Origin of the sequence: Candidatus Paracaedibacter acanthamoebae, assembly GCF_000742835.1 — a bacterium.
GTDB lineage: Bacteria > Pseudomonadota > Alphaproteobacteria > Paracaedibacterales > Paracaedibacteraceae > Paracaedibacter > Paracaedibacter acanthamoebae.
Genome location: NZ_CP008941.1, coordinates 1,434,214 through 1,446,337, shown reverse-complemented (window position 1 = coordinate 1,446,337; position 12,124 = coordinate 1,434,214). Strand labels below are relative to the sequence as shown.

The following is a 12,124-nucleotide window of genomic DNA, read 5'->3' as shown; positions in this document are numbered from 1 at the left end:
TTTTCTTCCATCAAATTTTATGTATTAAGAACGCGAAAAGGAATTCGTCACATGCCTCAATCTAAAACAGTACCCATAGAGGTTCATATGGGCCTGCAATTAAAGAAACGCCGCGAAGAGTTAAAACTGACTCAGCGGGATTTAGCTAAATTGATGAAAGTGACCCCGCAACTGCTGTCTAAATATGAAACTGGCCTAGCTAAAATATTGCCCGGTCGCCTCTATGATTTATGTCAGATTCTGGGCGTAACACCAAATTTCTTTTTCGAAGGGCTTAATGAAATCTCTCTAACGGAGGAGGAACAAAGCATTTGGCTGTCTTGCCAAAATTTGAAGGGGGAGGAAATTCGACTTAAGGTTGAAGAGGTGAGAGGGATCGTTGCCAGCGTCGAAATCATAAAAAAATAGGAAAGCCATGAACTTTTTCCCATACTGTTTTTTTCAACATCCGTCTTAAATATAGATTTTATAAATGATAAGTATAGGATTAACCAATATCTGAGGCGTCAATCCGCTGCCCTTCCCCTGTCGAGTTGGATTAGCCGCACAACCACACAGGCTAGTGTTGGAGGCGGCCTGAATGGTCCATCAGGGGGAGGGCAAAGTTCCTTTACCGCATCCAGCCAGTTTCATTCACCCCAATATTTTTTTGTGGATGGGAAAGTTATTGGTTTAGCTGGTAATCTTAATTATCTGAATCTTTCAGGGACGCAGATGGGCATTGGAGAGGGTTTTGCGGGCAAAATTGGAATGATAAAGCTGAATCCCGTCGCTAATCCTTTCTCAGATTTCATTAAACTCTTATGGGATATAACGAAAGAGGTCATCCCCTTTACTGAAGCTGCGGAGCTAACTTGTGATTCTAATGCGTCATGGTTAGACGTTGGAAAATCTGCTGCTGTGGATGCTATGGGATTTAAAATCGTAAAGAAAGTTCCTTTTGGGCTAAGAAAACTAACACGAGATTTTATTTCCTTTTCAGAGGACGAAGAAACACAACTCAGATTCAACCTTGAGGAATATGAAAATTTTAGAAATGCTCATAATCAAAATCTAATGTTACGAATGGATGAATTATTTTCAATGGAATAAAGCTAAATAGACAAGAAAATCACCCTCCTATTTAAAGTTGAAGGGTAAATCTTATAATGATTTACCCCCCAATAGTCTTGCATTTTTGCTGGTTTGCAAAGAAAGGTCGGCCAAGTTAATAGACCTTATATTAGCCTTACCTATAAGAGGTTGCACTCAATTTAGAATCTAATTCCTGTTTGGCTTTTGTGGGCATCTCTGATCCCGTAATAGGCTTGCTTTGACGAACATCAGAGGACTGTTTTTGCTGAGGATCTTGTAGAACATATCCTCTGCCCCAGACTGTTGCTATGCAGTCCACGCCATCCAATGCTTCTGTGAGTTTACGGCGTAGTTTGCAAATAAACACATCAATGATCTTGAGTTCTGGCTCATCAATACCGCCATATAAATGGTTAAGGAACATTTCTTTTGTTAAAGTTGTTCCCTTGCGTAAGGATAATAGCTCAAGTATCGCGTATTCTTTACCCGTTAGGTGGACGATTTTGTCATCAACGGTAACAGTGTGCTGACGCAAGTTGATGCTCATCCGCCCCGTTCTGATAATGGAATCAGAATGACCATGGGATCTACGGATAATGGCGTGAATGCGGGCTAATAGCTCTGACTTATTAAACGGCTTTGTGATATAGTCATCTGCTCCAAAACCAAGGGCTCGCACTTTATCCTCGATCTCTTTTAGACCCGATAGAATGAGGGTTGGTGTTTTGACGTTGGAGGCGCGGAGACGTTTTAGAACCTCGTACCCATCAATGTCTGGCAACATCAGGTCAAGAATAATTAAGTCATATTCGTAAAGCTTACCAATTTCTAGGCCATCTTCACCTAGATCGGTTGTATCACACACGAAACCTTCATTTTTCAACATAACCTGAAGGGTTTTTGATGTCGCTGAATCATCTTCAATAAGTAAAATTCTCATAATGCTTTCTTCCCCCTAAACACAACTCTTAGTATAAGCTTAGCAAACTATTTTTAAATAACTAACGGATTTTTCTAAATTTTTAATAAATTATTAACTATGGCATTGCGTTTTGTGATAAAGTTGAGCTAATGTGCGGGTTTATGCTCGAAAGAATTTATTTATGTCGTTGTTAACAGTTTCTAAATTAATCGAAAAAGTTCCCACAATTATTCTTTATGGCGTTGTTCGTTCGATTCAAGGATTGCTGATTCGGGTGGCTGGTAATAATACGCATGTTAGTGTCGGGGTGCAGTGTCGGATTCAGCTTCTGGACGGGGAGATGCTGGGAGAAATTGTTGGTTTCGAGGATGACCTTGTTCTCGTTATGCCTTATGGGGCTTTGGATGGCATTCATCCCGGCACAAGGGTTGATTTCGAGCTTCAGGATTCAGTCCTCAATCCCTGTGAGGGATGGTTAGGACGTGTTCTAAATGGTTTAGGTGAACCTGTTGATGGATTAGGGTTGTTGCCACAGGGAAATGAAGATGTTCTTGTCCGAGCACAGCCTCCGTCGGCTCATCAACGTCATAAAGTGTCAGAACGAATTGGGGTAGGTTTAAAGGCCGTTAATACCTTTTTGACGGTATGTCGAGGACAGCGGCTTGGGGTCTTTGCTGGATCAGGCGTGGGGAAATCCATGCTTTTATCAATGCTGGCTCGTTATACCCAATGTGATGTGTGTGTGATCGGTTTAATCGGGGAGCGGGGCCGGGAAGTTCGGGAATTTATTGAAGATACGCTGGGTGAAGAAGGACTTAAAAAGAGTGTGATGATTGTGGCTACCTCTGATGAGTCACCTCTCATGCGTCGACGTGCCGCCTATACAACCATGGCGGTTGCAGAATATTATCGTAATCAAGGCTTATCTGTTCTGTGCTTAATGGATAGTGTGACACGCTTAGCTATGGCGCAGCGTGAAATAGGTCTCTCGACGGGCGAACCACCGACAACCAAGGGATACACACCCAGCGTGTTTGTGGAATTAGCGCGTGTGCTGGAACGGGCGGGGCCGGGTATCAACCAAGGCGATATCACAGCATTTTTTACGGTCTTGGTTGATGGGGATGATCATAATGAACCGATCGCCGATGCCGTGCGCGGTATTCTCGATGGACACATTGTTTTGGAACGGGCGATTGCTGAGCGCGGTCATTACCCGGCGATTAATATATTGAAAAGCCTTTCGCGAATGGTACCAGCTTGCCATTCGCCGGAAGAGCAAAGTATGGTTATTCAAGCCCGCCAATATTTATCCATTTATGAAGACATGGCCGACATGATTCGCTTAGGGGCCTATCGCCATGGCAGTAATGCGCAAGTGGATGAAGCGATTACAATGAACCCCAAATTGATGGCCTTCTTGGGGCAACATCATAAGGAGTCCTTTGATTTAGATCAAAGTTTTTCTCAGTTGCGAGAAATAATTACTTAACGACCGTCTTTTGGTAGGATGCTTGTAGCTTTTTTCCATAGTATTTCTTAGTCAGTAAGATTTTATTTTCATTGTAGGGGAGCCAATTATGCCAAAGCGTATTCGGTCATTTGAGATTCTGGGACGACTTGTGGATATGGACTTGGATCAATTGCGTCTCAAGTTGTCGGAACTCCAAAACCGTCGGGATAGCCTTGATGAAAAAATTGCAAAATTAAGAGAAAATGAGAGGTTGGAAAGTGCTGTGGCGGCTCAATATCCAGTGGAATCCTTCACCATGCCTGCATTTGGTGCTTACATGCGATTAAGTTTAGATAGATTACAGCATGAAATTAAAGAATTAGATTTACAAATTAGCGACTGTTTAGAAGACGTCCGCTACCATTTCCAAGAAAGTAAGAAAATGGAGCTCGTCAAGAATAAGGAAATTATGCAAGAATCTAAAAAACAAAAACAGCAAGAACAATTATTCTATGACCAAATTGCAGAAAGTCGACATCACCGACCAAAATGATCGGCATTTAATTGAACTCTTTCTCGAAATGTTGGCTGCAGAACAAGCGTGCGCTAAAAATACGCTTATGGCGTATGACCGTGATTTACAGGATTTTTATAGATTTATTCAAAAACCCATTGATCAAATCATAACAGATGACATTCTAGACTATTTAAGTGGCTTGGTCGAAAGAGAGAGTTCGGTTGCAACTCAAGCGCGCCGATTGTCATGTCTTAGAAAATATTTTCGCTTTTTATTCAGTGAGGCAGTCATGAATCATGATCCCACTCAGACGGTGGAATCTCCACGTCTAGGCAGGCCACTGCCTAAAACGATGTCTATTGCCGATGTTGATTTGCTGCTAACCACCGCCAATGAACAAAGAGATTCGTGTGGGGCAAGATTGCTGGCAATGCTCGAGATTATGTATTCCAGCGGGATGCGTGTGACAGAATTGGTGAGTTTACCCTTGTCAGTTTTGCCTAAAGACCCTCAGCTCTTGCGGCGGACTCAAATGATTCATATCAAGGGGAAGGGGGGGCGAGAACGTTTAGTGCCTTTAGGGCAGCCAGCCATCGACGCTTTAGAGGATTATTTAAGGGTGAGAGATGAATTTATTCCAGCCAGCCAGAAGACCAGTCCGTGGTTGTTCCCTTCCAATGGAAAAGAGGGATACCTAACGCGAATTAGATTTTTCCAGTTGATTAAAGGATTGGCTATGAAAGCAGGGCTGAACCCGGATGTTATCTCTCCTCATGTGTTGCGGCATGCCTTTGCTACCCATTTATTGCAAGGAGGGGCTGATCTGATGTCCATTCAAAAGCTATTGGGTCATGTGGATATTTCAACGACCCAAGTTTATACGCATGTGGCAGCCGAGCACATTATTAAGTTGGTCAATACACATCACCCATTGGCAAAAAAGCAAAAATAGGTTACAACAACAGTTATATCGATTGTCACGGAAAAATAAGGATAAATAACAATGGCCGTTTTCTTGAACTTTGAAAAGCCTGTTGCTGAGATGGAAGGCAAAATAGAAGAATTGCGCCATTTATCATCCCAAGGTGACTTAAATATTGTGGAAGAGATTTCTCGCTTGCAGTCCAAAGTCGATCGGATGTTGCGGCAAATTTATTCGAACCTAACTCCGTGGCAAAAAGTTCAAGTAGCCCGTCATCCTGATCGTCCGCAATTTTTTGCCTATTTAAATAGCATCATTAAGGATTTCTTACCCCTCGCCGGGGATCGGTGTTTTGCTGATGATCAAGCTATCATTGGTGGCCTGGGTAAAATTGGGTCCAAGTCTGTTATGGTTATTGGTCAGCAAAAAGGAAACGATCTTGAAAGCCGTGTTAAGCACAATTTCGGCATGGCTAAACCTGAAGGATACCGTAAAGCCATTCGCTTGATGGAAATGGCCGATCGATTTGCTTTGCCCATCGTCACGTTTGTGGATACGGCGGGGGCTTATCCAGGAATTGATGCAGAAGAACGCGGTCAAGCTGAAGCCATTGCTAGAAGTATTGAAACATGCCTGCGTGTCAAAGTTCCTCTCATTAGTATTGTTATTGGGGAAGGGGGATCAGGCGGGGCGATTGCCCTTGCGGCGGCCAATGCTGTTTTAATGCTTGAACATTCAATCTATTCCGTAATTTCTCCCGAAGGATGCGCTTCCATTTTATGGCGGAGTGCGACAAAAGCGGCTGAGGCAGCAGAAGCCCAAAAACTAACGGCTCAGGATTTGTATGGGTTAGGGATAACTGATAAAATTTTGCCTGAACCGGTTGGGGGTGCCCATCGATCTCCTGAAACCGTGGTCAATACAGTTGCCCGGGAAATCGAACACTATATTAATACATTTTCTAATATGGATGGCGAGGCCCTCCTACGTCATCGGTATGATAAATTCTTAGCTATGGGGTCTCGTGGCTTGAATTGATCTTTTTCCTGAGTGCTTGTAAGGCTATCTCATCTTTAGAGTGCCCCTATGATTTATGGATTTTTCACTCTCTTCCCGGCCGTAGAGCCGGGAACTCGAGCTGACAGGCGATTGCTTTTATGATAGCGAGATTCCGGGTCGCCCTTCGGTTGCCCGGAAAAAACTTCCCTTTCTCGCCTGCACTCACCTTTCTTTCTATTCCCGGCCATACTCACCTTTCTTCCTCTTCCCGGCCATACTCACCTTTCTTCCTCTTCCCGGCCATACTCACCTTTCTTTCTATTCCCGGCCGAAGAGCCGGGATCTTGAGATGGTAAGCGTGTGCCCTTATGATCTCGAGACCCCGGGTCAAGCCCGGGGAGAGGGGTCTTTGTTATCTAATATCTTAACTTAGGCCATCAATTGTTCATGAGTAAGGTTAGGTGCATCTAAATTATTGAGGATTAAATTTCGGTCCTCATCATTATCTATTTTAACAATCAGAACAATAGAGCCGTTCTCTACCATTTCTTTTAAGGTTTGGGCTTTTTCATCTGCTAAGCCTAATCCTACTAAAGCCCCTACTAAACCACCTGTTGTGGCGCCAGCTCCAACTCCTGCTAAGGCCGCTACTAATGGTCCACTGATTGTCAATCCAAGCGCTGGCAAGGATAGGACTGTTCCCATAGCAGCAATGGCTGCTGCGATGCCGCCTACAATACCACCCGTGGCAGCACCGATTCCTAGTCCTTCTAAGGATTGATTGCCAATGGTCTGGGGGGTTACATTTTCCTTGTCAGAAAAGTATTCATTATGAATATCCTCAGACATTATTATACTTATGGCCTCTTGTTCATACCCTGCATCTATTAACCTTTGGTAATTAGATTCAGCATCTTTGGGGTTTTTAAAGGCTGCTATAATTACATTATTATTTTCAAATACTGTCATAGAATCTGTACGCATCTGATTTCCTCCATAAGTATTGATTTCCCTTTAAAGTTAATTAAATTTCTTAAGAAAATAAAAGCTAAAACCTTTTTCTTTTTCTCTTCTATTTGTTTTAAGTCTGTGGAAGAGAGCAAAAGGAATCACGCAAAATTTTCCTATATTTTTTTATGGCTAGGAAAAAAATTCCTAGTATTAACTCTTTTTTAAAGACCAGTACCATAATCTGAGCTTGTAATATGAAAATAATTTTACATAAAGGTCAGATAAATTGGACGGATTTATACAAATACTCCGTAACCTAGGCCCGATCAGATTGGCTGCCATCGGCAGTGTTATGCTGGGGGTTATCGGATTCTTTATCTATTTAATGTCCCAAACCTCGACCGGCGGAATGGCTGTTCTATATTCTCAAGTGGAACCAGCTGAGGGAGCCCGCATTGTACAAAAATTAGAAGCAATGGGGGTCCCGGTTAATCTTAGTCCTGATGGATCAACTATTTACGCGCCAGCAGAAAAAATTGCCCGCCTTAGAATGGATGTTGCCCAAGAAGGAATATTATCAGCAGGCGTTATCGGTTATGAAATTTTTGATCGCGGCGATGTTTTAAGCACGTCAGGTAGCTTAATCGATATCAATAAGCTGCGAGCTTTGGAAGGGGAATTAACTAAATCTATCAAAACTATTAATGGTGTAGCAGCGGCTCGCGTTCATTTGGTTGTTCCGAAAAGGGAGTTATTCTCGCGGGATAAAGTTGACCCATCCGCCTCCATTATGTTGAAAATGAAAGGTATTATGCGTCTCAATGAGCAACAGGTTAAATCCATTCAGTATTTAGTCGCCTCAGCAGTGCCAAGCCTGCCCACTGAGCGTATTTCGATTATTGATGATCGTGGAACGCTGTTGGCAAAAGGAAATGAAGGAGAAGGATCTGTTCAAAATATGACAACTCAGCAAGAAGCCAAGCGCTCGTATGAAACTATCACGGGAAAGCAAATTGAGAATTTATTAGAACAAACTTTAGGGGCCGGTAAGGTCCGAACTGAAATTTCCGCAGACATTGACTTTGATCAAGTCACTGTTAACTCAGAAAAGTATGATCCCGAAGGACAGGTGGCTCGGTCAACCGCTAATAGTAAAGAAGATTCCTCTTCGACCTCAAATGATGGAACTGTGACCGTGGCGAATGCTTTGCCAGCGGCAGAGAATGCTAATGCAGGCCAAAACGGCAGCAAAAATAAAAGAGCAGATGAGAATATTAATTATGAGATTTCTCGTACGATTGAAACTCATAAGAAGGAAGCAGGGCAGATTAAGAACCTCTCTGTTGCTGTTTTGGTGGATGGAACATATACCAAGGATAAGGATGGTAAGCAAACCTATGTGCCGAGAACGCCGCAAGAACTTGAGCAGATTACCAAATTAGTTAAAACCGCCATAGGGTTTAAAGAGGCTCGAGGAGATAAGGTCGAAGTCATCAATATGCAATTTGCAAAAACAGAGTTAGAAGATGTAAAACCTGACGATTCAAATAATTTCTTGCCTCAGATGGATGTCACTAAAATTATCGAATTGCTGGTATTGGCGGCTGTGGGAGTTCTAATTCTCATTATGATCGTTCGGCCCGTTCTCTTGCGTGTCATTGAAAGTAGTGGCGTTGCTAATGAAGATACTGAGATTGCAGCCTTACTTGCCAATGCAAACGGTAGACCACAAGGAGCTCTGCCCGACTTTTCAAGAATGGATCCGAATGACTTGGATTTATTGCAGTCGTCTGATGAGCAAGAAGAGGATGACATGCTCGATGTATCAAATATTGAGGGTCGCCTGAAAGCGTCTTCGCTTAAGAAGATAGGTGATATTATTGATAAGCACCCTGAAGAAGCAGTAACAATTATTCGCAACTGGATGTATGACGAGCCATGGAAACAAGAAAAGACTACATAAGCCTAAACGGTGTGGAACGGGTTTCTTTGCTATTACTTGCGTTGGGTGAAGAGCAAGTGCAGAGAATTTTTGAACACCTAGATGAATCCGAAATCCGTGAAATTGCTGTGACCATGACCAATCTGGGCAAAGTCTCGTCCAATGTGGTGGAAGTTATGTTTAGTGATTTTGTTGATCAGTTATCCACGACCGGGGCTTTAATTGGTACGCCTGAAAGTACAAAGCGGTTGCTAACAAAGGCATTACCACAGGAAAAAGTTGCCCAAATTATGGAAGAAATTAGTGGGCCGGCTGGTCGCACAATGTGGGATAAGCTAAGCAATATCAATGAAGAGTTATTAGCAAACTATCTAAAAAACGAATATCCGCAAACTATTAGTGTGGTTTTAACAAGGATTCGCCCAGAACATGCGGCCCGCGTTATGACGTTGTTACCTGATTCGTTAGTGATGGAAGTTATCATGCGTATGTTGAAAATGGAAAGTGTGCGGCGTGAAATACTCGATGATATTGAACGGACCTTACGAGTCGAATTTATGAGCAATATTTCTAAGGCCAGCAAGCGCGATTCTTATGAATTGGTGGCTGAAATCTTTAACTTCCTTGATCGTCAAACCGAAGCAAAAATGATCGGAAACCTTGAAGAAAGCAGTCCTGATGATGCTGAAAGAATCAAGAATTTGATGTTCACCTTTGATGATATGCTCAAGCTGGATAGTCAAGGGATTCAAGCCGTTGTCCGGGTTATTGATAAAACTAAATTGGCATTGGCTCTTAAAGGGGCGAATGATGCTATCAAAGAGAAATTCTTTAGCAATATGTCCGAACGTGCTGGAAAATTGATGCGAGAAGACATGCAATCCATGGGAATGGTGCGCGTTAAAGACGTGGATGAAGCACAAAATTATATCGTTATTACCACAAAAGATCTGGCTAATAGAGGTGAAATTGTCATCCGTAAGGGTGGTGATGCCGAAGATGCTTTGATCGGATAGGGGAGGAGGTACTATGATTGAAAAATTTACATTTAATCACGATTTTGAAAAACCAAAACCGATTGACGAGAATGCACCTAAATATACGGAGGATCAGGCCGTTGCTATGCGTGAGTTGGCTTATAGCAAAGGCATAGATGAAGGAAAAAATACGCAGCAACACCTGATTGAAGCTGATTTAGCGCGGGCGCTGGCAGGATTTGAGGAACAACTTGTTAATTTTGTTAATTTAGAATCAGAGAAAAGAGCCATAATTCATTCGGAGGCGGCTCAATTAGCCAAAATAGTGGCTTTAAAGATTTGCTTAACGGAAGTCGAAAAAAACTCGGTTGATCGCGTTGTCACCTGTATGGAAAAAGTGACTCAAACCCTATTGGGAAAGCCAACCATGTCGATTGTTGTCAATCCACAAATTTCTCAATCGTTAAGTGAAAGAATCAAAGATTTAATTACCAATGGCGAAATTCAAATAAAAACGGATGATTCCTTAAGTGTAATGGATTGTCGTTTTTCATGGGCTACCGGTGGGGCAGAAGTTGTCTTAAAAAATACGCTTGATGAAGTCGATCGACTCATTAATGAGATTAGCGAAATAAAGGAGATATAAAATGAGTGAAGAAGAAAACAAAAATCCAACGATGGCATCGGATGAGAATTCTCTGGCAGGAACGGGACAGCCAGCGAGTTCAAGTTTTAATGAACTCGAACAAGGAGGTGGGGATACAACAACGTTAGGGGATGTTAATGATTTTTCAGCAGTCTATAATGTTCCAGTTCAGATTTCTGCTGTACTGGGACGGGCTGTGATGCCAGTCAGCCAGTTACTAAAGCTTGGCCGCGGGGCGGTTGTTGAATTAGATCGGCGTGTGGGAGAGTCGGTTGATATCTATGTCAATAATCGATTGGTTGCCAGAGGCGAAGTTGTCATTGTTGATGAACGCCTCGGTATTACCATGACAGAAATCATTAAGTCTGAAAGATAAATAAGGAGCCTCGCCATGCGCGTCATGATTATTAGTGCCTTTGATGGTCAAGTTAGTGAAGCCGCCCGCTTAGCAACAGCTAAAGGTGCTAAAGTGACAATGACGGCTACGATGAAAGAAGCGTTGGATCTGCTGCGCAAGGGACAAAGTGCTGATTTATTATTTATTGACATTATTCATGATGTTGAATCCTTGGTTAAACAACTGCAGGCTGAACACTTTAATATTCCAATTGTTGCTTGTGGTATTCAGGCTGATCCAGAACGTGCTGCTGCTGCTATTCGGGCCGGAGCCATCGATTATATTCCTTTCCCCCCAGAAGCTGAGATGATTGCTGCCATCCTGTCGGCTATTAGCAACCATCAATATGATATGATTGCGCGGGATCCTGTAATGGTACGGTGGATTGAAATGGCGGATAAAGTTGCTCCCAGTGAAGCCAATATCTTAATCACGGGGGAATCAGGAACCGGTAAAGAAGTCATGGCGCGCTATATTCACACAAAATCGAATCGGTCAAAGCAACCCTTTATTTCCGTTAACTGTGCCGCTATTCCAGAAAATCTTTTGGAATCTGAATTGTTTGGTCATGAGAAGGGGGCGTTTACAGGAGCCTTGGCGCGGCGTATCGGTAAATTTGAAGAAGCCAATGGTGGCACATTGCTATTGGATGAAATCAGTGAAATGGACATCCGACTTCAAGCTAAACTGTTACGGGCTATTCAGGAACGCGTTATTGACAGGGTGGGGGGGACAGATCCGGTTAAGGTTAATATTCGGATCATTGCCACCTCGAACCGCGATTTAGTTGATTCCTGTAAAAAGGGTGTTTTTAGAGAAGACCTTTTTTATCGTCTGAACGTTATTAATTTACAACTCCCCCCGCTTCGTCAACGTCCAAAAGATGTGGAAGCGTTGGCGTCGTTCTTTGTTGATAAATTTACGGAACTCAATAATTTATCGAAGAAGACATTTTCTTCTTTGGCGCACCAAGCCTTAATTAATTATCCCTGGCCGGGAAATGTCCGAGAGTTAGAAAACACCATTCATCGAGCGGTCCTTTTATCATCCGGAGATTTGATTGAAGCCAGTGATTTGTTTGATCAAGTGACGCAAGAATCTTTACAAGTGACCGCACGCAGTGACGTTGAAAAAATCTTGTTAATTGGCAGAACAGTTGCCAGCGTGGAAAAAGAATTGATTCTTAATACACTTGATCATTGTTCGGGGAATCGAACACATGCTGCCAATATCTTAGGTATTTCCATCAGAACTTTAAGGAATAAGTTAAAGGAATATGGAGAGGCGTCAGAAATGAACAATTGTCTATCAATGCGGGGATAAT

The 12,124-nt window shown here is 42.7% G+C and carries 13 protein-coding genes; 11 read left to right on the top strand and 2 right to left on the bottom strand.

What is annotated here, in order from left to right:
* Positions 1–51 precede the first annotated feature (51 nt).
* Positions 52–408, top strand: a complete 357-nt coding sequence (locus ID47_RS11795; protein WP_051908697.1) for a helix-turn-helix domain-containing protein — start codon at positions 52–54, stop codon at positions 406–408.
* 243 nt (positions 409–651) lie between these two features.
* Positions 652–1,092 carry a hypothetical protein gene (locus ID47_RS06535; RefSeq protein ID WP_156956689.1) on the top strand — a complete coding sequence of 147 codons (441 nt, stop codon included), beginning with the start codon at positions 652–654 and terminating at the stop codon, positions 1,090–1,092.
* A 136-nt stretch (positions 1,093–1,228) separates the two neighbouring features.
* On the opposite strand, the gene ctrA is transcribed toward ID47_RS06535, so the two are convergent.
* Positions 1,229–2,014 (bottom strand): response regulator transcription factor CtrA, encoded by a 786-nt coding sequence (ctrA, locus tag ID47_RS06530; protein WP_038465033.1) that lies wholly within the window; start codon positions 2,012–2,014, stop codon positions 1,229–1,231.
* A 169-nt stretch (positions 2,015–2,183) separates the two neighbouring features.
* On the opposite strand from ctrA, the gene fliI reads away from it, so the two are divergent.
* The 4 genes from fliI to ID47_RS06510 all read left to right on the top strand — a co-directional run bounded on the left by fliI (position 2,184) and on the right by ID47_RS06510 (position 5,926).
* The gene (fliI, locus tag ID47_RS06525) at positions 2,184–3,488 is read left to right on the top strand and encodes a flagellar protein export ATPase FliI (protein WP_420887372.1); all 1,305 of its coding nucleotides are present in this window, start codon (positions 2,184–2,186) and stop codon (positions 3,486–3,488) included.
* A gap of 88 nt (positions 3,489–3,576) precedes the next feature.
* Positions 3,577–4,002 (top strand): hypothetical protein, encoded by a 426-nt coding sequence (locus ID47_RS06520; RefSeq protein ID WP_038465030.1) that lies wholly within the window; start codon positions 3,577–3,579, stop codon positions 4,000–4,002.
* Positions 3,962–4,918 (top strand): site-specific tyrosine recombinase XerD, encoded by a 957-nt coding sequence (locus ID47_RS06515; protein ID WP_051908696.1) that lies wholly within the window; start codon positions 3,962–3,964, stop codon positions 4,916–4,918. The genes ID47_RS06520 and ID47_RS06515 overlap by 41 nt, the downstream gene beginning before the upstream one ends.
* 51 nt (positions 4,919–4,969) lie before the next feature.
* Positions 4,970–5,926: an acetyl-CoA carboxylase carboxyltransferase subunit alpha gene (locus ID47_RS06510; RefSeq protein ID WP_038465028.1), complete on the top strand. Its 957-nt coding sequence runs from the start codon at positions 4,970–4,972 to the stop codon at positions 5,924–5,926.
* 390 nt (positions 5,927–6,316) lie between these two features.
* Here the strand turns inward: ID47_RS06510 and ID47_RS06505 are convergent, their stop codons facing one another.
* Positions 6,317–6,871, bottom strand: a complete 555-nt coding sequence (locus ID47_RS06505) for a hypothetical protein (RefSeq protein ID WP_038465026.1) — start codon at positions 6,869–6,871, stop codon at positions 6,317–6,319.
* Positions 6,872–7,124: 253 nt separating this feature from the next.
* Between ID47_RS06505 and fliF the strand changes: the two genes are divergently transcribed.
* Genes fliF through ID47_RS06480 form a run of 5 tightly spaced genes read left to right on the top strand, consistent with a single transcriptional unit; the run spans position 7,125 to position 12,123 of the window.
* Positions 7,125–8,801 carry a flagellar basal-body MS-ring/collar protein FliF gene (gene fliF / locus ID47_RS06500; RefSeq protein ID WP_038465024.1) on the top strand — a complete coding sequence of 559 codons (1,677 nt, stop codon included), beginning with the start codon at positions 7,125–7,127 and terminating at the stop codon, positions 8,799–8,801.
* Positions 8,777–9,796, top strand: a complete 1,020-nt coding sequence (gene fliG, locus ID47_RS06495; RefSeq protein ID WP_038465022.1) for a flagellar motor switch protein FliG — start codon at positions 8,777–8,779, stop codon at positions 9,794–9,796. The genes fliF and fliG overlap by 25 nt, the downstream gene beginning before the upstream one ends.
* Positions 9,797–9,809: 13 nt before the next feature.
* Positions 9,810–10,403 carry a FliH/SctL family protein gene (locus ID47_RS06490; protein WP_038465019.1) on the top strand — a complete coding sequence of 198 codons (594 nt, stop codon included), beginning with the start codon at positions 9,810–9,812 and terminating at the stop codon, positions 10,401–10,403.
* Between the two features lie 31 nt (positions 10,404–10,434).
* On the top strand, positions 10,435–10,779 hold the full coding sequence (gene fliN / locus ID47_RS06485) for a flagellar motor switch protein FliN (protein ID WP_075261622.1): 345 nt from the start codon (positions 10,435–10,437) through the stop codon (positions 10,777–10,779).
* Positions 10,780–10,794: 15 nt separating this feature from the next.
* The gene (locus tag ID47_RS06480; protein WP_038465015.1) at positions 10,795–12,123 is read left to right on the top strand and encodes a sigma-54 dependent transcriptional regulator; all 1,329 of its coding nucleotides are present in this window, start codon (positions 10,795–10,797) and stop codon (positions 12,121–12,123) included.
* Position 12,124: the final 1 nt, after the last annotated feature.

Coding starts and splice junctions, on each gene's coding strand:
- ID47_RS06520 (WP_038465030.1), top strand. CDS start 3,577: ATGCCAAAGCGTATTCGGTCATTTGAGATTCTGGGACGACTTGTGGAT.
- ctrA (WP_038465033.1), bottom strand. CDS start 2,014: ATGAGAATTTTACTTATTGAAGATGATTCAGCGACATCAAAAACCCTT.
- ID47_RS06510 (WP_038465028.1), top strand. CDS start 4,970: ATGGCCGTTTTCTTGAACTTTGAAAAGCCTGTTGCTGAGATGGAAGGC.
- ID47_RS06505 (WP_038465026.1), bottom strand. CDS start 6,871: ATGCGTACAGATTCTATGACAGTATTTGAAAATAATAATGTAATTATA.
- ID47_RS06480 (WP_038465015.1), top strand. CDS start 10,795: ATGCGCGTCATGATTATTAGTGCCTTTGATGGTCAAGTTAGTGAAGCC.
- ID47_RS06490 (WP_038465019.1), top strand. CDS start 9,810: ATGATTGAAAAATTTACATTTAATCACGATTTTGAAAAACCAAAACCG.
- fliN (WP_075261622.1), top strand. CDS start 10,435: ATGGCATCGGATGAGAATTCTCTGGCAGGAACGGGACAGCCAGCGAGT.
- fliG (WP_038465022.1), top strand. CDS start 8,777: ATGGAAACAAGAAAAGACTACATAAGCCTAAACGGTGTGGAACGGGTT.
- ID47_RS06515 (WP_051908696.1), top strand. CDS start 3,962: ATGACCAAATTGCAGAAAGTCGACATCACCGACCAAAATGATCGGCAT.
- ID47_RS11795 (WP_051908697.1), top strand. CDS start 52: ATGCCTCAATCTAAAACAGTACCCATAGAGGTTCATATGGGCCTGCAA.